The organism is Chitinophaga sp. (genome assembly GCF_039596155.1).
Taxonomy (GTDB): Bacteria; Bacteroidota; Bacteroidia; order Chitinophagales; family Chitinophagaceae; genus Chitinophaga.
The window spans coordinates 17,152-41,184 of record NZ_JBCNKF010000016.1 but is presented as its reverse complement, the minus strand read 5'-3'; the positions used below and the strand labels follow the sequence as shown (position 1 = coordinate 41,184).

Sequence of the window (24,033 nt, the reverse complement as noted above, 5' to 3'; positions counted from 1 at the left end):
CAAATTATAATAGGAGATCAAACAAATGTATATACTTCATGGGTGATACCGCTTTGTCTTACAACGTCGTGTAATAGCAGCAATTTCAACAGATCAAAGTTATTTTCTTCCCTGTCTATGATGTAATCGCCAAGTATAAGACAATCGATATCGGTCGTTATAAAACATCTCAATGCATCTTCGGGAGTACAAACGATAGGCTCACCTTTTATGTTAAAAGAGGTATTCAACAGAATAGGACAACCCGTCAATCTGTCGAACGCCCGCAATAATTCATAGAACCGTTCATTCGTGTCCCGATGCACCGTCTGGACCCGCGCTGATCCATCCACATGTGTAATAGCAGGAAGGTCAAGCTCAGAGATCACCTGACAGGTTTCAAGCATAAATGGCGAAGCATGATCAAGATCAAAATGAGATTCAGCACGTTTGTCAAGTACTGCGGGAGCAAACGGACGAAATCCCTCTCTCTTTTTTACCATGGCATTAATGCGATCCCGCATGACGGGGCTCCTGGGGTCAGCCAGAATCGACCGTGCACCCAGCGAACGGGGCCCAAACTCCATGCGTCCCTGAAACCATCCTATCACTTTTCCTTCATTTATCCTGGCAGCTGTGGCTTCCACTAAAGCACCTGTTTGCGGGAAAGCAGTATAACGGATAGAAGTCGCTTCCAACAACTGCTGCGTTTCTTTGGATGAATAACCAGGCCCCAGGTAAACATGCTGGAGCCTTCCCCCTTTCGGCCGGCTTCCTGTCAGCTCTACGTAAGCCAACGCCGCTGCGCCTATTGCGCCACCCGCATCGTTCGCAGCTGGCTGTACAAACAGATTTTTAAAAGGGGTATGCCTAAGTACCTGTCCATTAGCCACACAGTTCAGTGCTACACCTCCTGCCATACAGAGGTTCTCACTTCCTGTTCTTTCGTACAAGTAGTTGGCTTTCGCTATGAGGATTTCTTCCAACACTTTCTGCATACTACGGGCAATATCTTTATGTACCTGCTCCATCTCCAGATCCTCTTCCCTTGGTGGCAGGCCGAATAACTCACCCAGTGCATCTGAGTACATCCGATTGCCCGCAATGAAATCAAAATATTTCATATTCAGACGAAACTGTCCACCATCTTCTTCCTGTATGAGTTTGCGGATTTCATTTGTGTATAATGGCCGCCCATATGGCGCCAGGCCCATCACCTTATACTCACCATCATTTACCCCAAAACCCAGAAAGCTCGTAATGGTGCTGTATAACAGCCCTATCGAATCAGGGAACTCTACCTGTTCAAAAATTTCCAGCTTATTCCCCGATCCGGTTGCATACGTGGTGGTCGCCCATTCTCCCACACCATCAACCGTTAATACGGCAGCATTCTCAAACCCGGAAAAGTAAAAACTACTCGCACCATGAGACAAGTGATGATCATAATATTTTATAGCGCCGTTAAAGCCCAGCTTTGACCTGATCTGCTCATCTACCATATTGGGATTAATACGCTGTAACCATCCCTCATCATTTTTCAGGATACCGCTCCATAACTGCCTTGCTAATTTCTTCTGCGGGTCTTCATAATAAGCAATACAATCAACATCTGCCAGTGTGATCCCTCCTTGTTCAAGACAAAACTTAAAGGCTTGCTTGGGAAGAGAAGGATCTGCTTTAATACGGGTAAAACGTTCCTCTTCTGCAGCAGCGGTTAATACACCGTCTTTTATCAAACAACAGGCGGCATCATGAAAGAATGCGGAGATACCAATAATATTCATAAGTTAGTTTTAGAAGGTTAACTGTTTTAAATACCTGTTACAATGTTCTTGCTGACGATCATCCGATAGGATAGCATCTTTTTTGCCAACGCTGCCGCATTCGAAAAGATAAAAAAGTGTCCGCCAGGGAATATGGCAGTTTCAAATGCACCACTGGTAAATTGCTGCCAGTTATCCAACTGATCCACATCTTCTTCTTCAGCCCCCATCATCGCCAGTAAGGGTGTGCTTACTTTGGAAAATCGCTCCGCGCTGCAGCCTTCCACGACTTCAAAATCAGCCCGCAGTATGGGTTCGTAATATGCATAGAGTTCCTCATTTGTCAGTACCTCTTCCGGAATCCCACCTAATAGCCTTAATTCTTCTTTGAAAGCTTCATCATCTAATAAATGACGCATCTTTCCATTGTGCACTCCCGGTCCTGCATTGCCGGATACGATCAGCAATTGCGGACGATATCCCCGCCGTTCCAGCATAGATGTTACCTTAAGGGCAAGATAAGCGCCCATACTATGCCCGTAGATGTAAAACTGCATACTAATCAGACTATGCACGATCTGCCTATATATATCTTCAGCAGCAGCATCGAGGTCTCTGATCAGTAGATCATTCGCCCGTTTCCCCCTTCCGGGGAGCTCTAAGGGAGTTAACTCAAATCCGGTCAGCTCTTCTCTGAGGAAATCAAAGGAATACCTGCTTCCACCCGCAAAGTGTAATAAAAATAATTGAGGTCTATTCATGATCCGATTGCTGTAGTTTGAAAATTATGTGTTGGGTTGATAATTGACAATTGGCCTTCTTCCATCTTATATAGCTTATCCGCACAATAGTAATATTGATCGTCGTGGGTAATAGCTATTATTGTAATGCCATTCTCTTTCAGGAAGGGTAATACCTCTGTGTAAAATTTCCGCTTAAAATAAGGGTCCTGGTCAGCTGCAAATTCATCAAGTACCAATATGGGTTTCTTTTCTAATACCGCACAAATAAGCGCCAGGCGTTTTCTCTGCCCTGCAGATAGATGTATGGTCGAAAATTTTCCATCACTAAAAGAAACTTTGTGTTCCAGGTCCATCAACTGCAAAAGTTCCATCACCATCACAGGATCTTTTTCGGCTACCCCATATAACTCTTCAAACAGATGGAAATCATTAAATACAGTAGCGAACAGTGAATGATAATCCTGCAGAGCAGCCGGGTCTATTAGTTGTTCATCTACCAGGATTTCTCCGCCAGAGGGGCTACATAATCCAATCAGGATATTCATGAATGTTGTCTTCCCGCTTCCGTTACCACCAGAAATAAATATCACTTCTCCTGGTAACAAACGAAAGTTAACGGGGCCGATTTCAAATGGCGCCTCATCCGCATTGTTTAGTTCCTGTCCATAATGATAAACAATATTGCTCATCACGATCTCAGAAAACCCCGTATACAGATATTGCTGAGGGGCCTCTGTTTCAAAAGTACGGATGCGGGTTTCAAGATCATTTATACGCTGCATGGAAATCCTTGCCTGAGATAGATTGGGTATCAACAATACCACTGTTTCAATAGGGCTCCAAATGTATAGAATAAGAAATATAAAGCTGACGATAACACTCTTCTCAACTTCCAGCCATGAACCAAGGAACAGGAGTAATGTGCCGATAAAAAAGTAAAATGCCATCTGCCCGATAATACGGTTGGTAAGAAAACGCAGCTGCGCCTGCTGGTTCGTAGCCGAATTCCCATTTATTGCAGGCCTTACATGCCTTTCCATAATTTCTATCCCTTTTCTTCTTTCCATTGATATCTCCTTAAAACCTGCCAGGATCTCATTTATATTTCGCACAAATACATCATAAAATCCCATGGCAGTAACAAAAAGTTTACGTGCTTTTCTCTCACTATAGAAATAAATACCCAGCGTAAAACACAGGATGATCAGCATACCACATAGAAGCTTCCAGGAAAGCAGCCCCATATAAATAAAGCAAATAAGGATCACAATACTATTCGTAAAAATATCCACGATACTGACTGATGCCGCCACCACATTATCAGCGTCCCTTGTAAGAGCACTGAAAATCCTGGCTTTGTCTTTAATAACGGCACCATGAGCGGAGCGGATCACCATTTCAAGCATTTCCTCCCTGGTTTTCCGAAGCACCTGCTGTGTAAAGCGGATAATCCCCCTCGCGGCTACAGTCCTGCATGCAAAGAATAACAGCAATGCCATTATAAATAAGAAGAGATAATCACCAGGTATTTCCAGCGCATTCCTGAAATAACCATCAACTACCCTGTTGATCATATAAACGATGCCCATATTACCGCCCGCGGCTAAAATGCTTAAAAACGAAAATAGCACATACTTTCCGGCATACTCTTTCTTTAAGATCATAGACTTAATATTTTGGATAGTTCAATCAAATTCTTTCCCGGTGATTCAATAAGGGCTGATAACACTTCCTTCATCCTGTCACAATATGCTATATCTTCCGGTTGGGCAACCCTCCATTCCAATACAATGCCATCCTGATATTCCAGGCAACGTAGGTAACGACCATATTTAAACTGCCCCTCCAACCAATGGGGAGTTACATTCTCTGTTTCAGGGCAGGCTGCATCAATGTCCAGGTGGCTAAAAGAAATAAAGTAGCAGTCATCAGGATCTGTTACCTGACGGAGGTACTCCATAGGAATTTGTTCGAAGGTTCTTGCTTCGAGGTAATTGTATTGTATCTGTTCTGCTATCTGACCAATAGTCTGCTCCTGGTTGCATTCGCCTGCCACAGCAATACTGTTCACGTAAACGCCAGCCACACGGGATGCATCAAAACCAGGAACAGGCTCTTCCATGCCGCCAATGGTCACTTTGGCCAGCCTGTACATAGCTGCAGCATGGGAAAGCCAGTCATTTATAAAACAAGCTCCTAACAGCAGGCCGCTCACAAAATAGCCATGCTCTTTGTTGTATACTTTGAGCCCGTTAACGTTAAGCGGTAGCCGATACCGATAGTGTAATCTACGCGAGGTATCGGCAGGCCCCGGCACCGGTAAAATCGCGGGAAGAAGACTGGTCATCCGGCTTTGCCATAGTAATATTTTTTCTTTTGCTGAAGCAGATGCCAGATAGGTTTGCTGCAGGGAAATAAAATCAAGGTAAGTATCAGTTGAAGGTTTAACATGTCCCTGGAGTGATTTCTTCAGCAAACCGTTGGAAAAATGGTCTGTTACAATATGGTGTATCGCAAAGAAAATAAAAGCATCCTGCCGGTCATGCAATACAGCACACCTGATCACCTCTCCCTCCCGCAGCGCGAACGGAGTATTGATCATTTTTTCCCTTACAGCGATAACCTCCTGATCCGTCAGGTCAATTTCATCTCTGCTGATAAACGTGATAGCAGGTGTTGTGGACAGTGGTAATACCGATTGATAAACCTGGCCATCCTTACAACTAAATTTCATCCGTAACATGATGTGGTCCGCCAGCAATTGCCGGTAAGCACTAATGATAGCTGCTCTGTCAGTAAACTGGATTTGAACAAAAAAGGTTCCGACTGCATTAACAAACTCACTGTCATTCCAGTATATCCGCTGGTTGTAGGAGAGTGGGAACTGTATACCGGTATAATCTTTTGGAACAACAGGCGATGAGGTATCGGCTACATCCACTTCTTCTATTTTTAGCGCCAGCATACTAATTACAGGGTATTTCAGTACATCCGTTACGGCCAACCGATATCCCTTTTTCTTCAGCTGGTTAACCAGCCAGATAGCTTTTAAGGAATTTCCACCTGCCATAAAGAAGTTTTCATTGGCACCGATCCCCTTTTTGCCAAATAACTGTTCATATAATTCCACCAGCATGGCTTCCTTTTCTGAGGCAGGTAACTGAAATTCGTCGTCCTCCTGATCATTTGTTTCCCTTAAGGAAGATAATGCGCGGCGATCCACTTTTCCACTTCCGGTCATAGGAAATCCAGAAACGGAAATGAAGTACTGGGGCACCATAAAGCCCGGTAACAATTGTATTAACTTTTCGCGTAAAGTTGCAGGAGTAATATCGCCGGAATAATATGCCTTCAGACATTTGTTGCCTGTATTATCCTCCCCCACCATTACAACAGCTGCACTGATACCCTGTTGTTGTTGAATGGCATACTCCACTTCCGCTACCTCTATCCTATACCCTCTTATCTTTACCTGATTATCTCTTCTCCCTGCATAGATAATGTTGCCATCATCCTGCCACCGGCCGATATCTCCCGTTCTATACAGATAATTTTCAGCTTCCTGATGAAATATATCCGGGAGGAAACTATGTGCTGTCAATTCTCTACGGTTGAGATAACCACGGCCTACCTGTATCCCGCCAATGAAGATCTCTCCATTCACGCCTACAGGCACCGGTTGCAAATGCTCATCCAGTATATATATGCTGGTATTGGCTACAGGCTTGCCAATAGGGATTACATCCGGATCAGGTTGGGTATCGTAATAAGTAACATCCACAGAAGCCTCTGTAGGCCCATAAAGATTGGCTATAGGTACTGACAACTTATCATACCAGGATTTAACAGTAGAAGGACTCAGCGCCTCACCGCTGGTCACCATTATCCTGAGCCCGGAAAGTATCTCCAGATTAACTACATCATCAAATAAAGTAGCCATAAAAGTCTGTAACATCCCTGGCACAAAATGCAAACAGGTTACCTGATGCCGATTGATCAGGCTGACAATTCGCTCCGGCGCATACACATCTTCATCCTCACACAATACCATGCCGGCTCCCCAGCATAACGGCATAAATATTTCCCATACGGATACATCGAAAGTAAAAGTCGTTTTCTGAAGGATCTTGTCTTCATTGCCAAATCTATAATGCCTGTACATCCACTCTATTCTGTTCACTACACCACGGTGTTCCAGCATACAGCCCTTCGGTGTGCCAGTAGAACCAGATGTATAGATCACATAGGCAAGATCCCGCTCTGTAATCTGGCAATCTGGTATAGTGGGTTTAAAATGGTGAGCCTGCGTCCTAAACGTGTCGATCAATTCATTATTTACGATCACTCTTGAACCACAATCTTCCTTTATCCACGCTATTCGTTCAGCCGGATAATCTGCCCCGATCGGAACATATGCGCATCCTGTCCTTATAATAGCTAATATGGATATTACCAGCCATTCACTCCTCTGAAGGTTCAGCGCAATCAGTTCACCCTTTTTAATATCATATTCTTTCAATAAAAAGTTGGCGAGTCGCGCAGACCATTCATCCAGCTCTTTCCAGGTGAATACACTGTCCTTAAAATAAAGCACTTTCTCATCTCCCCTGCGTGCAACCTGATCATAAAAGAGAGAAACCAATGTACGTCCAACAGGATAAAGCGTCGCTGACTGGTTAAATCCGGATAGTATGCATGTCTTCTCCTCTGGCGACAGGTAATCAACTTTATCAGTCCTGGTATCAGGTGTGTTGGACAATGCATGTAAAAGATAGCAGAAATGTTGTAATAAACCGGTCATCCTTTGCTCATCAAAGAGGTCAGTATTGTACCCTAATTTCAGGAAAAGGCCTCCGTCTGTGGATGCGGTGGCGTCCAGTTGCAGATCAAATTTTACAGGCATTTCTCCCATATTCTGCAGAGTAGCGTCTCCTGTAGTGCCATTTATATTTTCCCTTTCATTATGCAGCACAAACATGACATCAAATAATGGGGAACGGCTTACATCCCGCGTTAATTTTATTTCATCCACCAAACGATCGAAAGGATACCACTGATGAGAGAATGCCTGTGAAATGTATGTTTTTGAATGCTCAAGCAGTTGATTAAAGCTATTTTCCCTGCTGAATGGGAGACGCAAAGCGAGCGTATTGACATAAAAACCTATCTGGTTTTCCAGGTCAGCATGATCTCTGCCGGCCACAGGTGTACCGATAATGATATCCTCCTGTCCCGAATACCGGTAAAGCAATACCCTGAAAACGGAAATCAGGCCCATAAAAATAGTGGCCCCTGCGGCCAGACACCTTTCGCGTAAAAGAGATAAAGTATGAGCAGGTACTTGTATGGTCAGGGCTTTTCCATTGAATGTTTTCAAAACAGGGCGCTGATGCGAAAAAGGGAGAGATAATACAGGAATTTCATCCCGGAACTGTTCCAGCCAGAATTGACGGGCGCTATTTGATTCATTACTGTTAAGTCTTTGCTGCAGCCAATAGGTGTAATCTTTATATTGTATCGCCAATGGCGTTTCGTCTATGTTTTCACCTTTTGCCAGTAATACGTAATAATGCAGGATTTCCTTCTTAAATATCTCTACAGACCATCCATCGCTAATAATATGATGTATGCAAAACCATGCAGTGCAGCCGCCATCCGATCTTACTATACCGCCTCTCAACAGCGGCCAGGTACCGGTATCGAAGGGTAATAGTGCAGCTTTTCTTAAATGGACAGCTGCGAATACGGGATCTGCTATGTCATTGATCTCAATAATAAATTTTACAGCCGACGCAGGCAATACAATCTGCGACAGCTGACCTTCACTGGTTTCACGGAATACAGTCCGCAGGATCTCGTGCTTTGCGATCACGGTATTAACAGCTTCTTCCAGCAATGCAGGCAGTATACTATCATCCAGTACGAAATAACTACTCAGGTTATATGCTCCCTTCAGATCTCCCATTTTATCAATTACCCACATCCTCCGTTGCCCGTCTGACACCGGATAATGAGCAGCTTCTGCAACAGGAACGATCTTTGACCAGGGAGATGCGGCCATGCCGGTGATTAGCGCAGCCTGTTCTGCAATAGTAGTATGCCGGAACAATTCCCGCATCGAAACAGTTACACCCAGGTTTCTGCTATAAGCATTACTGATCTGCATCAGGTTCAGACTGTGCCCGCCCAGGCTAAAGAAATCATGATGAACCCCTATAGGTACTTTCTTTTTTAATACCTCCTGCCAGATAGCCGCCATGTCCTTCTCCAATTTGGTAGCAGGCAATACAATTTCCTGATCACCGATATTTTCTGCCGCAACAGGTAATGGCAAGGCTTTTTTGTTGATCTTGCCCGTTACTGTAAGCGGGAATTCCTCCAATTGTACAAAATAAGAAGGAATCATATAATCAGCCAGGAAACCTGACAATTGTTTTCTTATCGAATTAATCTCCAGGCGGCCAACAGTTTTTAAATAAGCGATCAATACAGGATCTGTTCCCTGCTCTTTATGGGCGATTACTACCGCATCCACTACGCCGGCCAACCTGCGTAACGCCTGTTCAATCTCACCGGGCTCAATACGGATACCTCTGATCTTCAGCTGATCATCCATACGACCTGTACACACGAAATTGCCATCGGGCAATAAGCGCCCCTGGTCGCCGGTACGAAATAGCAGTTCTCCGGGGATAAAAGGATGTGGGATAAATTTTTCTTTAGTCAGGTGTTCGTGTGCAAAATAGCCAGCTGCGAGACCGATACCACTTACACAAATTTCACCAGGATAACCAGGTGGAACGAGTTGTAAAGCCGTGTCCAGTATATAAACCCGGAAGTTGTACAAAGGCTTTCCAATAGGGACACTTCTACTAAACTGTGCTGCATTTATACTCGTATCAAAACACGTCACATCTGCAGTGACCTCTGTTGAACCATAAATATTCAGCAAAGTACTCTCCGGCAGTAATGTTTTAAAAGTGGTTACCAGTTCCAATGGTAAAGGCTCTCCACTCGATACCCAAAAATCCGGCAAAGGGATTGTTACCTGCCTGTCCTTTATTGTTTCCAGCAATAACCTTAGCAGGGACGGTACCAATACGATCCGTGTGATCTGCCTGGCGGATAGCCTTTCAATAAACGCAGCATCGATGACTTCCTCTTTTCTGAATAGCACACTACTTATACCCTTTAAAAGGGGGCCAAAAACCTCACAAATATGATCAGCAAAGCTACCTGAGGTTTTCCATGCGTTCCGCTCCCCTTCTCTGTAAGGGAAAGAAGTCCACATCCAGTATAATCTGTTGATGATGCCCGTTTCCTTTAACATCACCCCCTTGGGATTTCCTGTAGAACCGGAGGTATATATTATGCAGGTTAAGTGGTCTTCTTTGGCAGGGATAACCGGAAGTGTATCATATGGGATATTGACGGTGTCAGCAAGCAGCTGAGCCACATCGATAATTTTCCTTTGTGGTTGAGGAGGAAGTGTGTCTTTACCTACGGTAAGAACAATAGCGGCAGCCGTCTCGTCGAGAACAAAACGAATCCTGCCAGGCCCGTTAGCCGGATCAACAGGTACATATACTCCTCCTGCTTTTAATATGCCCAGTGTAGCGATCAACATCTCCGGGCACCTGTCCATTACCACAGGGATTAATTGCTGCATATCAACGCCTTCCTTTAACAGATATGCAGCAATACGATCACTACTGTCATCCAGCTCCTGATAGGTTAAATAATGGTCATCGTAGAACAAAGCAGGAAAAGCGGGACTTTTCTTTGCCTGTTCCCTGAAAAGCATGACAAGCGTCTTGTCGGCAGGATAGGCGACTGTAGTATCATTGATCCTGTTTAAGAAACTGATCTCTGTGGGCGTCAGGAAAGACACGCTATCTAACGGTTGATGGATATTTTCTGCCAGTTGATGCAACAGTACCATAAAATGCTGCATCAAAGACTCCATGGAGGAGCGGGAATAAATATCACTATTATAAGCAAGGCGCATAAACAACGCATCTCCTACTTCCGTAAAGTCGAAGTTCAGGTCAAATTTTACCGCACAATTACCTCCATAACTGATCTCATTTCCTGCTGCAGAAGGCGTAGCATAGTCATTCTCCCTCTCATTATGAAGCACAAACATGATATCAAACAACGGAGACCGGCTCAGATCGCGCTGAATATTGAGATCATCCAGAAGCTGATCAAAAGGATAAGACTGGTGTTCGTAGCTTTCCAAAGTAATCTTTCTGATTTGCTGAAGGACTGCGCTAAAGTGATCACCCTTGTCAATTTTGGTACGAAGCCCTAAAGTATTTACATACAAGCCAATCTGGTCCTGGAGAGTACCATGATCTCTTCCAGCTACTGGTGTGCCAATGATCAGATCTCCCTGCCCTGTATACCTATATAATAGTACCCGTAATACACCAAGCAGTCCCATAAATAAAGTCACCTGCTGCTGGCCACAGATATACCTGAATTTACTTACATCATTTTTGCCGATGAACAACTGTAATATTTCACCACGATGGGTGAACACTGCCGGCCTTTTTCCTGCAACAGGCAGTTCAAATACGGGCAATTCACCACTGAAATGCGATAACCAGTAGTTGCGATGCCGGTCTAATGCCCCTGATAATAACTGTTGTTGTTGCCAGACGGCGAAATCCTTATATTGAATAGCCAGCGGGGGTAATGCAATATCTTTCCCTGCTGCCAGTGCTGCATAGGCAGCGTTAAATTCCCTTGAGAAAACATTTACCGACCAGCCATCACTGATAATATGATGCATATTACAATACAGCAGATAATGTCTTTCAGCTATTTTAAAAACGGCCACCCTGAACAAGGGTCCTTTATCCAGTGCAATGGGCAATTCCCTGTCTGCAGCAATTATTCTATGGGCCTCAGTTATTGCATGATTATAATTTGACAGGTCATGGTAAATGATCCTGAAATCAACATCCTTCTCTGTCAACAGAAACTGCCTCACCCCCTGGGTATTATCTTTTGCAAAAACAGTCCTTAATATTTCATGTCTGCCGATGAGATATAAAAAGGCTTTTTCTGCCAGATCCGGATCAAAATCGGTGTTAATTTCAAGTACCTTGGGGATATTATAGGCTGTAAATCCATTATTGATCTGCTCTAATAACCACAGCCTTAACTGACCGGAGGACAGAGGATAGGAATCTGCAGAAGGCGCCGGAGGAATACGCTCATTCCCGCCTCTTGCCTCCAGCAGATAATCCAGTATCTCCTGCTTGCTGCTCTTAACAAGAGTTAGCATATCATCTGTCATCACACCTTTACGGAATTTTATGTCCAGGTTCCCTTTTTCATTTATGTCTAAGCTGACATCCCTCTCTCGTAAGGTATCCAGCAGATCTTTTACATTCATAATGATAAATTTTATCAGATTTCTACTGCTTCATACTCACTTTCATCACGGGATGTCTGAGTTCCTTCTGCAATCCATCTAAATTGTTGTATTCCCCTGGCCAGGCCCTCAATAGTTGACTCTTTAAAAATGGTCTGTATACTAAGCGTAACGCCAAATTCTTTAGAGATCCGGGATAACAGCTTGATCACTTTGATACTATGACCGCCAAGGTCAAAGAAACTGTCATGAACGCCAATTGGCCCGCTCACACCCAACACTTCCTCCCACAGCGATACCAGACGCGCCTCCATCTCATTGCGTGGCGCTGTATACTTATCCTTCACCCCTTCGGTTGACCATTCGCTCAGCAGCTGCTGACGATCGATCTTCCCATTACCCGTCAGTGGTAATACTGCCAGATGTTCTATATGCGTAGGTATCATATAACCGGGAAGGTGAGAGGACAAATAAGATCGAACAACATCCACTGTAGCTGTACCACTTACAAAACAGCCAAGCTCCATGTCACCGCTGCCGGTTTCCTTCACTAATACCGCACTTTGTAAAACACCTTCACATCCGCTTAATACACTACCTATCTCTTCCAGCTCTACACGATAACCCCGTATCTTCACCTGGTGATCCTGACGACCCTGGAACTGGATACTCCCATCTGCAAGATATCTTGCCTGGTCACCAGTACGGTATAACACAAATGGCCAACGGCTCAGCTCATTCTTTACAAAACGGATCGCTGTCTGTTCTGCATTATTCAGGTAACCGACAGATACCCCATCACCTCCTATATAAAGCTCGCCGGATATGCCGATCCCGCAGGGAAGGCCATTACTATCCAGAATATACACCTGCGTATTCCCAAATGGACGACCTACAGGAACTACTCCGCCAACATCTTCACCTGAAGATGCTTCATGTAATAACTTCCCTACTGTCGTCTCTGTAGGCCCATAGTGGTTGACTACCTTACATCCACTGATCTGAGCAGGAATTGATCCAGGCAGCGCTTCACCCCCAAATATCAACAACCCCTTCGGCAGCACTAACTCACGACCAGCTGATAAGGCCTTCCAGTGGGAAGGGGTGATCTTTACACAATCAATCTCTTTTATTGCTTGCCCCAGAAGATCACCGCTACTTAGTATTTCCCTGGAAAAAAGGTGAAGACTACCGCCAAAGGCTAGCGAACCGTATACCACCGTATTCCCAAGATCCGTAAACAGACCTGATACAAGGGCATGACTTCGACAGGACGATATCCCGATACGGCTTTCAAGACCATACAGATAGTCAGCCATATTACCATGTGTAATCTGGACACCTTTCGGACGACCCGTAGAACCGGAGGTATAAATCACATACAACAGATCTGATGCAGAGACAGAGACTGACGGTGACCCGCCATCGCCTTCCAATACATCCGCTACGATTATCCTGCCTACATCAGCTGGTAAACTTTTAGCTACATCACTATCTGTAATAAGAATATCAGCGCTGCAATCTGCCAGAATATGACGGATACGAGATACAGGATAGGTAGGATCTATAGGCACATAACATCCTCCCGCTTTCAGAATACCCAGCAGGCTGGCAATAGCGTACCCTGATGGGTCCATACATAATAACACCTTGCTACCTTTCACTACTCCCTGCGATATCAGGTATTGTGCAATCTGGTTAGCCTTTTCATCTAACTGTTGATAGCTCCATGTTTCACCTCCATAATGAACTGCTGCTGCTTCAGGATGCGCCTTTACCATTCCTTCAAAAAGACCAGTAAAAGTCGTTCCGGCGGGTACATCCACATTCGAACGTCCGAAAGCAATCAATTCGGCAAGTTCTGCCTCGGATAAATAACTCACTTTACTAATCTCCAAAGTAGTATCTGTTGCAAATCCAGTAATCACATTTTTAAAATGACTGGCAATCTTCTGAACAGCTTCCCGCTCATAGACTTCACTTCGGTACATAAAAGTGACACGCATATCTTCCCGTACAGGTACGACCTGCACAGTAAAGTCAAAACTTGACTCTACAGATGCCTCAGAAGCAGTCAGACTCAATTCATCCAATCCACCGCTGCCGGTAGTTGCATTTCCGGCAATCATTTCCTGTACAGGGAAATTCTCATACACAAATACATGATCAAACAGCTCACTACGCAGCTGGCATTCAGATTGTACATCCGGCAGCCGCAGGTAATGATGTGGCAAGCTCTGAATAGCGCCGTCCTGAATTAATCTGAGGAATGCTTCAACAGTAAAATCTTTCTGACAGGATATACGGACGGGAATGGTGTTTATGAACAATCCCACCATCTTATCCACCCCTTCCACTTCGTGAGGTCTGCCAGACACCACAGCACCAAAAACAACATCCTCCGAATTATTATAACGACCTAATAACCAGGCCCAGCAAGCCTGCATAAAAGTATTCTCTGTAACTCCGATTGTACGGCAAATATTCCTGATAGTATGTACAATGGTACTATCTAACTCAAATCTAACCTTGCTCATTACGCCGGAGCCATTCTTCAGATCTTTATTTCTAAATGGTACCCTGGCTGTTTGCGCATACCCTTCCAGGTAATTGTTCCAGTATTGTTTGCTTACAGCTGTATCCAGCCTGGTTAACCAACTGATATAATCTGCATATGGATACACTTTTTCAAGAGAAGGCTGGCGGCCTTCCAGGTAAGCCTGATAAATAGCATAGAATTCCCGTATCAATACTCCACTACACCAGCCATCCATCAGTATATGATGATAGCTCCATATAAAAACATATTCATTATTACTACAATCCAGTACTGTCAACCGTACCTGTGATCCACTGCCCAGGTCAAACCCTTCCCGGGTATCAGCTTCTTTCCTGGATGCAATTACTTCGGCAAGCCCGGTTGTTTCGGAAAGCACCTCATAACGAAATCCTTCTGTAACAGACTTTTGAACTATTTGCAGGTTCACGCCACTGTACAGATGGGTAAATGCAGTGCGGGTAACGGCGTGGCGCGCAATCAGATACTCAAAGCTTTGCTTTAATATTTCTACCGATAATTTTCCTTTTACATGGTAAGACACCTGATTAACGTAGGAAGTAGTAGTAGGATCAGATAACCAGTGATAATAAATCCCTTCCTGCAAAGGGGATAGTTCGTATATATCTTCTATATTACCTGCCTGATTCAACCGCTGCACCTCATCGATCGACAGACCTCTGAAAGTAAGGTCACTGGGTGTTACATACTGATATGTTTCTTCCGATAGCAAACGGATCAGCTGTACCAACTTATGCTTATAGTTTTCAAGCCAGGCAGCAATCGTCTCTTCACTGAAACTGGCAGCGATATATCTCACCGCTATGCTCAGGCAACCATCTGCAATCATGCCAGTGATAGTAAGACCTGTTTCGGGAGTATAGGTTTCAGACACCTCCATGCCTTTATACTCCTGTGCATAACTGAACAACGAAGATTTATTATTATCCGCCAACTCACTAAATTCCCCCATGTAATTGAACGTGATATCAGCAGGAAGTATAGGATGTGGGAATACAGGTGCTTCGTCACGGAGATACCTTAGTAACCCATATCCTATCCCTTTGCGTGGAATAGCCCTTAAAGCTTCTTTTACCCGGATAAGATACTGCTTTGGATCCTGGATATCCGTAGTATCCAAAAGGAACGGATAAATCGCAGTAAACCATCCAATAGTACGGGATACATTCAGAGAAGATAAAACATCTTCTCTGCCATGACCTTCCTGTAATATCATTACATTACTACTGCCAAAGCATTCATGTATAGACATCCCCAGCGCAGCCAGCAGCAAATCTTTTATATCTGTATTATAGACTTTATTTACCTCTGTCAATAGTGCCCCGGTCAGCGTATTGTCCAGCAGGAATCCATCTGCCTGGGTGATGGTAGCCGTAACCCTGCCGTCGGGGAAATCTACAGACAATGGTGCCCTATCAGCATATACAATCTGTTTCCAGTATGGAATTTCTTCTTCTAACAGTTCTGTATGCACCAACTGCTGCAAACCGGCTGCCCACTGCATGAAACTATCCGTTTTTGATGGCAGGTCTGCCTTCTGCCCACTTATCAGCTGGCCATACGATAAGGCAAGGTCTTCCAACAGGATACGCCAGCTTATACCATCGACCACCAGGTGATGCACAACCAATAGCAACCTGTCTCCATCCTGCATATGGAAAAGCCCTACATGCAGTAAAGGCCCGTCAGCCAAATCGATAGTTGCCTGTAAACGATCGGCAATGCCAGCCAACTGCACTATGGCATCCGGGCTATCATTCAGATCATGTACTTCCAACTTGTAGGATTTGGCAGTACGGCTGCGATTAAACTGACGCCAGGTACCATCTTCTTCCCAACAGATCATCCGAAGGGCATCGTGATGTGTACAAATAGTTTGAAGACATTCTTCCAATACCGCCTTATCAATTAGGTCCTGAGATCTTAAAAGAAGGGACTGATTATAATGATGTTTATTCTTGTAATTTCTTTCAAAGAACGCACGTTGAACAGGAGTCAGCACTACATTCCCTTCTACAGCTACCTCCTGGACAACCTGTTTTTGTATCACCGCCGTCACATACTGACTTAACTCCTTTAATACAGGGTATTTTAATATATCTCCCACCTTTACACTATATCCACGCTGCTTAAGCTTTGTAGCCAGCAAGATAGCCTTGATGGAATCTCCTCCGGATTCAAAAAAGCTATCGGTGATACCTCCTTGAAGCGTTCTCTTCAAAACTTCCTGGCAGGATTCCAACACAGCGGCTTCTAGCGGTGATTCAGGAGCGGTATATACTTTTGCCTGTACTTCCGGCACACTTTCAGCAGCTGGAAGGCGGCTACGGTCAATCTTGCCGTTAGGTAACAGCGGCAGGCTTTCCAGATGAATAAAACGACCAGGTATCATATATTCCGGCAACTGTTTACCAGCCTGCTCCCTTAACCACACGTCCCCGTATACTTTACCTGTATAATACGCTACTAACAACCTGTCTCCATTGGAATCTTCCTGAAGGGTTACCAACGCAACACCTATACCTTCCTCAGCCAAAAGGACCTTTTCTATTTCCCCTGGTTCTATTCTGTATCCTCTTACTTTAATCTGATCATCGGTTCTTCCCAGATAAATGATATCCCCCGATGTTGACCATTTGACCAGATCTCCGGTACGATACACCCTGCCCTCACCAGTAAAAGGATCAATCAGGAAACGCCCGGCTGTAAGTGCAGGTTGATTCAGATATCCCCTGGCCACACCATCCCCTCCTATCAAAAGCTCACCGGCAACGCCAACAGGACATAGCTGCATTCCACTATTTACAATATATATCCTGGCATTTCCATACGGCTTGCCTACAGGTACTTCCTGATATGCATGTTGCAGATCTACTTCATGCAACAGGGCGCCTATTGTAGATTCTGTAGGTCCATAGTGATTGAACACCTTTCCTCCGTACTTCGCTGCAGTCAGATGTTGAATCACGCTTCCGGGAAATTTCTCCCCTCCAAAAATCAGCACCTTTGAAGGAAGAATCCGGTATCCCATACTGGCATAAGAGGTCCACAATGAAGGGAAGATCTTCATTGCTTCTATGAGGTGCTCTTCAAAGTATTGCTGCAATAACTGTCCATTATGCAATACTTCATCTGATAACAGATGAAGTGTTCCACCTGTGCATAAGGAAGCAAAATGAATTGTATGGTAAGCATCTGCAGCCAGTGACGCCAATATGCCAAAAGACTTACACTTATCAAGCCCTGTTCTGGGTATAATATCCAACAAATGTGCAGTTAATGAGTAATGAGCAATCATCACACCTTTAGGACGACCGGTGGAACCTGATGTATAGATGATATATGCAAGTTGTTCAGGCTGGATTGATACAACAGGGGCGGCATCACTATACTCTCTCAGTACTTCTTCAGGTGGCAGGAAGGTAAGTCCGTTGACTTGTCCTATTGCCTGCTGCATAGCATCTTCCGCTATCATGATCTTTGCACCGGTATCTTCAATGATATACCGGATCCTTTCCGGCGGGAATGAAGGGTCGACCGGTACAAATACTCCTCCGGCTTTTAAGATTCCCAAAATACCAGTCACCAGCTCGATTGATTTTTTCGCAGAAATTATCACCCGTCCCTCCTGGCCGATACCTGCACGCAGAAGATAGTGGGCAATAAGATTACTTTTGCTATCCAGCTCACCAAAAGTAATAGCGGTATCACCGCAAACTACCGCTATATGCCCAGGTGCGCGTTTAACCTGCTCGTTGAACATACATAAGACAGTCCTTTTTCTGTCGAATGCCAGATGATGTACGTTCCATTCCTGTGATAATTGCCGAACCTCTTCCGGATACAATATATCAACCGTATCGACGGTCTGTTCCGGATGATTACTATACTGGTCCAGTAAGCGTATATAATGGCGCAACAGCTGTTCCATCTGTTCTTCGCCATATATATCCGCATTGTATTTAAGATCTATTCTCAGCGATCCACCATATTGCTCCACATTAAACAGCATATCGTATTTCACACTTGTATTACCACGTGCAATAATGGAAGCGTGGCTATCGCCATACTCCAGTTCTTCATTGTGTTGCTGGTTCTGCATGGTCAACATGATATCAAACAAGGGAGATCTGCTTGTATCTCTGCTTAACTGCAATTCTTCTACCAGCCTGTCAAATGGATAAGATTGGTGCTCATATGCAGCCAGGGCAGTTTCTCTCACTTTACCCAGCAAAGACAGAAAATCCATTTCCGGCTGCAATTGGGTACGCATCACGAGTGTATTAATATAAAAACCAATCTGGTTCTCCAGGTCCACATGATCACGACCTGCTACCGGACTACCAATCAATATATCATTCTGCCCGGAATACCGGTATAATAAAACGTTGAGTGCACCCAGCATGCCCATGTACAAGGTACTGTTATGCTGCTTACACAAATGCTGCAAGCGATCGGCTATTTCGGAAGAGACCATAGCGGCTACATAACGGCCATTTTGAGTCGCGACTTTAGGACGTGGATACTTTGCTGGTAGCTGCAAAGGAGTTATCTCTCCTGCAAATTGTCTGATCCAGTAATTACGATGTATCTGAGCAGCTGTACTCTTTAGTTGTTCCTGCTGCCAGGAAGCATATTCCTTATACTGGATGCGCAAGGGAGGCAGCGCTAAAGAAGTACCTTTTAAGACCGCCTCGCAGGTCTGCAGCACTTCCCTATACAACACCTCCAGTGACCAGCCATCGCTGATAATATGATGGAGATTGAACCATAATATCTGTTGATCACCCGCCGTCTTGACCAGTCCCCAACGGAACAATGGTCCATTTTCCAGATCAAATGGCTGGTCAGATAATCCGTCAATATAGGCATTCACCGCTTCGTTTCCGGCTACAGCCATTATGGCAATATCCGGCGTATATAAGGATTGCTCTGCCGGCAATACCACCTGTCTTAACTCCCCTTCTGCATTATGCCGGAATACCGTCCGTAATACCTCATGCCGGGCAATCAGCAAAGCAATAGCCTTTTCAATCGTACTGATCTCATACCTGTCAGCAAGCAATATTCTGCCAGGATTATAATAAGACCTTGCCGTATCCTCCTGCTGACAGGTGATCCAGATCCTTCTTTGGCCATCGCTTACCGGATAATCCGGCCGCTCCTCCAATGTCGGAATCGCACTGTATAAAAAGATATTATTCGCCCCGATTAAAGCGGCATGTGCTGCTATAGTAGTATGCCGGAACAATTCATGCAGCGTCAGCTTTACTTCAAAATGACGATAGTAATGATTCAGAAGTTGCATTAACCGAAGGCTGTGCCCTCCTATATTAAAGAAATCAGTATGTACACTGATATTTTTCTTTATGTGTAATACCTGTTGCCAGATACTCTCGATGATGAGTTCCAGCTCTCCTGTTGCTGCTACAAAGCCATCAGACTCCTGCAGATAGGAAGAAATATCTAACTGAGATATTTTCTTTCTGTCTATTTTTCCATTGGGTGTCAAAGGGAACGACTCCTGCTCAACGATATGCGCAGGTATCATATATTCAGGCAATCTGCTTTTAAGGAATTCTTTGAGCTGCTCTTTATCAAAGCCTTTATCTGGAATAATGAAGGACACCAGTAACCGGCTTCCATCTTCCTGTTCTCTTGCCTGTACGACTGCCTGTGATACATATCCGCTTTGCTGAAAGATATTCTCTATCTCTCCCGGCTCTATCCGATACCCGCGTATCTTCACCTGATGATCGCTTCTTCCTGCTATTTCAAGCTGGGCATTCATATTCCACCGGCCAATATCGCCGGTTGTATAAATCCGCCCCCCAGGTGCAAAAGGATGCTTAATAAAAGCCTGTGCTGTCAGCTCTTCATTATGATAATATCCTCGCGCCAAACCTTCTCCTCCAATATAGACATCCCCGTAAACGCCTGGCGGACAAAGCTGCAAATGCTTATCCAGGATATATATAGCAGTATTCCTTATCGGCTGTCCTGCATGTACGTGTTCAGAAGGCTTGAGCAATGCCCCAGTTGACCAGATAGTAGTTTCAGTAGGACCATATACATTATAAATAGCTGCATTAGTATATTGCTGTACCTGCCGGAATAATTTTTCGGGAAACTTTTCACCTCCTACAATGAGGTGCCGAAGTGACTTGATGAATAACTGAGAATCGCTGTCTTCCAGTAATGAGCTAAGGAAAGAAGGTGTTATCTGCATAGCGGTGATCCCCTGTTGATCTTTAACCGCTTTAGGGGCATATTGCTGTTTCAGCTCGTTCAGTAAGGGCAGACTCTCCATGATGTCCCGGGTATTTATCCCAAAATCCACCAGGCAGGCAATTTCTGTTACCCCCATCGTATATAATCTGGCTATCAGCTCATGGCAGGTTTCAGGGGTCCCTAATAAAGCAGCACTCTGCCAGTATCTTTCAAAAGCAGCTTCCAACAGGCTCTCCATATCGGCTTCTGTCAATTGCTCTCCATTACCTGCAAGGTTTTTCAATAAGCTGACATTGGAACGCAAATAGTCTTTAAACGGTTGCTTTACGGTTACTTTTACTTTGTCATAATCACGACCTATAAAAGTATGCAGCATGACGGCCACTTTCCTGGTAGCAGGGTCATACCCATGTTCAATTAATGCCTGTTTATATACGTGTATATTCTTTGTCAGAACATTGATGTCCTGTCCCAGCATATGTGTAAGCAAATGCGCGCCAATGCTGCCGGCCGTACGGAATGTATCGGTATTACCGGCAGAAGTAATCCATATTGGCAGCTCCTGCTGAATAGGACGTGGAAATACTTTAAGGGATATTTCCCGGTCAGTTCCATTCTTTCTTGCGATACTACCTCCTGCCCATAAAGTTTTCAGTGTTTGTATCTGCCTGTACATGATCTCCTGCCGGTTGCTGTAATGCTGCGGGTTCAATACAAAGTCATCGGCATGCCAGCCGGATGCAAAAGAAAGCGCCACTCTTCCACCAGAAAGATTATCTACTACAGCCCAGTCCTCAGCCACCCTGATCTCATCGTGAAGAGGTAGCACCACACTTCCCGAACGAAGCTGAACATGAGAAGTAATGGTAGACAATGCGCCTGCCAGCACAGAAGGGTTAGGGAATATACCGCCAAATTCGTGAAAATGCCGCTCAGGCAACCAAACACCCGAAAACTTATGCTCATCTGCAAACCTTACGGAGTCTAACAGGAACTGATATTTATCCTGCTTTTCTTCTTCCTGCTGGTTCGCAAAATAAAAAAGGCTAAAATCCATTTCTACCTGACTGTTGCCGCCGTAGGTATTGAAATTATTGATCCATTTACTGTTATCATGTAATGTAACCCGCACACCATTGCATAGGGTCCATATCAGTTCCAGGATAGAAATATCAAAAGATACAGATGTAATAGCCAGCAAATGATCCTTTTCATTTAAGGACAATAACTGGTTCATGCCATAAATGAAATTGAGCAAATTGCTGTGTGCTATCATCACCCCTTTGGGCCTGCCGGTAGACCCGGAAGTATAAATAATATAAGCCAGCTGTGCGGACTGAGGTGAATAGCGGGATTGTACCTGATTACTATAAGTGAGCCTGTCCACACTAATCACATTTATCTCCTGCACATCAAACAACCGGTCCCTGACCTGTTCAGTGCTCAGCACAATCTTAGCTCCGGTATCTGATAACATATAAGCAATCCTGTCCCTCGGATATTCCGGATCCAGCGGAACATATACTCCCCCGGCTTTCATAATTCCCAGTATGGCAATGATCAGTTCAGCACAGCGGTTCATGAAAACAGGAATAGCGGTTTCCGGGGTAATCCCTTCTTTTATCAGATATTGGGCAAGATGATCGCTATATTCATCCAGTTCTCCATAGGTCCAGGATCTTTCTGCAGCTGTAAATATCTTTTTATTCCTATCCTTTAAAACCTGCTCCCGGAAAAGGTCTATTACTGTTTTATCTGCCGGATTATCAGCAGCTGTCTGATTAAAAAGTTGCAGTAACCGTTCCTGGTCATCTACAGGCAGATAATCTAATTTACATATAGCGGTAGCAGGGTTACTGATGGCAGTCTGTAACAGATTGACAAAATGCAATATTAATTGCCTGATAAATGCTGGTTCATAGATGTCTGTATTAAACTCCACCCGCAGGTAAAGACCAGCTGCTGTTTCTGCGAAATCAAAATTGAGGTCCAGCTTGGTCATACAGTTACCTTCCTCGGTTACTACCCCTGGCACGCGATTGCCCACCGTCAGTTTATCATCATAGCTACGTTGATTCTGCAATATTGCCATGACATCAAATAATACTGACCGGCTTAAGTCCCTCTTCATTTCCAGCACTTCCACCAGTTTATCAAAGGGATAAGACTGGTGCTTGTAGCTCTCCAGTGTCGCCTGTCGAACCTGTTCCAAAAGCCTGAGAAAGCTTTGTTCTCCGCTAAACCTGGTCCTCAATGCGAGGGTATTTAAATAATATCCTATCTGATCTTCAAGATCCGGATGCTCCCGCCCTGCCAAAGGCGTACCTATGATAATGTCTTCCTGCCCGGTATACCTATACAATAAAGCATTTAAAGCGGCAATCAATCCCATAAACAAGGTAGCTCCTTCTTCCCTGCAGAGGTTCTTAAGTGCATCTGTAACAGGGTTATTGATCAGGATACTCATGGCGGTTCCACGATGTGTCAGCACAGGCGGCCTTATTCCCGATACCGGCAGCTCAAGTACAGGTAATTCGCCTGAGAACTGCTCCAACCAGTATTTTCTGGAAGTCAAATATGCTTCCGTAGCCAGCTGTTCCTGCTGCCAGTTGGCATAATCTTTATATTGTATTTTTAGCGGCAGGGTATTATAAGGGATTCCGGAAGTAAAAGCATTGTAATGCGCCAGGATATCTTTTTGCAATACCTCCATAGACCAGCCATCACTAATAATGTGATGCATATTGTAATGGAACAGGAAACTACCATCTTTCAGCTTTAACAAACCAGCCCTGAGCAATGGACCTGACCACAGATCAAAGGGCAGTGCCGCTTCTTCTTCAAGGAATTTTTTTATCGCCCCCTCATCCCATCCAGAGGCATCATGTTCCTGAAAAGTAAAAGGAAATTCCAACGCGGATAAAACTACCTGTCTGATTTCGCCTTCTTCATTCTCCCTGAAAACAGTACGTAATATCTCATGCCGGTCAATAACAGACAGTATCGCTTTTTCCAGGTTACCAGGTATATAGTGGCTGTCTAAGGCAATACGAACCGGCATCGTATAGGCACCGGCTGCTTCCGGAAACTGACTGAGTATCCAAAGGCGGCGCTGCCCTTCTGACAAAGGATAATCTTTGGACAAAGGCACCGGACGAATAGGCGCAAACTGGCCTTTAGTAGAATACTTATTCAGATAATGGATTAGTTCCTGCTTATTTGCCCTTATTGTCTGTAACAAGTCTTCCGGCAATGTTCCGGATTCATTTTCAAAGACCAGTCTCAGATCTCCCCCGTCTACTGAAAGGGATATTTTTTCTTCAGATAAGCGGTTGATTAATTCGATCATAG

At 44.5% G+C, this 24,033-nt stretch carries 5 protein-coding genes; all 5 read right to left on the bottom strand.

Annotated features, from left to right (window positions below):
• Positions 1-17: 17 nt before the first annotated feature.
• Genes ABDW33_RS16345 through ABDW33_RS16325 form a run of 5 tightly spaced genes read right to left on the bottom strand, consistent with a single transcriptional unit; the run spans position 18 to position 24,031 of the window.
• Positions 18-1,766, bottom strand: a complete 1,749-nt coding sequence (locus ABDW33_RS16345; RefSeq protein WP_343691149.1) for a carbamoyltransferase — start codon at positions 1,764-1,766, stop codon at positions 18-20.
• A 26-nt stretch (positions 1,767-1,792) separates the two neighbouring features.
• On the bottom strand, positions 1,793-2,506 hold the full coding sequence (locus ABDW33_RS16340) for an alpha/beta fold hydrolase (RefSeq protein WP_343691148.1): 714 nt from the start codon (positions 2,504-2,506) through the stop codon (positions 1,793-1,795).
• Positions 2,503-4,152 (bottom strand): cyclic peptide export ABC transporter, encoded by a 1,650-nt coding sequence (locus ABDW33_RS16335; protein ID WP_343691147.1) that lies wholly within the window; start codon positions 4,150-4,152, stop codon positions 2,503-2,505. The genes ABDW33_RS16340 and ABDW33_RS16335 overlap by 4 nt, the downstream gene beginning before the upstream one ends.
• Positions 4,149-11,894: an amino acid adenylation domain-containing protein gene (locus ABDW33_RS16330; RefSeq protein ID WP_343691146.1), complete on the bottom strand. Its 7,746-nt coding sequence runs from the start codon at positions 11,892-11,894 to the stop codon at positions 4,149-4,151. Before ABDW33_RS16330 ends, ABDW33_RS16335 begins: the two co-directional genes overlap by 4 nt.
• A gap of 14 nt (positions 11,895-11,908) precedes the next feature.
• Positions 11,909-24,031, bottom strand: coding sequence for an amino acid adenylation domain-containing protein (locus tag ABDW33_RS16325; protein ID WP_343691145.1), 12,123 nt, complete (start codon positions 24,029-24,031; stop codon positions 11,909-11,911).
• Between the last annotated feature and the right edge of the window lie 2 nt (positions 24,032-24,033).

What these genes read in the sequence shown, in the direction of transcription:
- ABDW33_RS16345 (WP_343691149.1), bottom strand. Translation starts at nt 1,766, where the DNA reads ATGAATATTATTGGTATCTCCGCATTCTTTCATGATGCCGCCTGTTGT.
- ABDW33_RS16340 (WP_343691148.1), bottom strand. Translation starts at nt 2,506, where the DNA reads ATGAATAGACCTCAATTATTTTTATTACACTTTGCGGGTGGAAGCAGG.
- ABDW33_RS16325 (WP_343691145.1), bottom strand. Translation starts at nt 24,031, where the DNA reads ATGATCGAATTAATCAACCGCTTATCTGAAGAAAAAATATCCCTTTCA.
- ABDW33_RS16330 (WP_343691146.1), bottom strand. Translation starts at nt 11,894, where the DNA reads ATGAATGTAAAAGATCTGCTGGATACCTTACGAGAGAGGGATGTCAGC.
- ABDW33_RS16335 (WP_343691147.1), bottom strand. Translation starts at nt 4,152, where the DNA reads ATGATCTTAAAGAAAGAGTATGCCGGAAAGTATGTGCTATTTTCGTTT.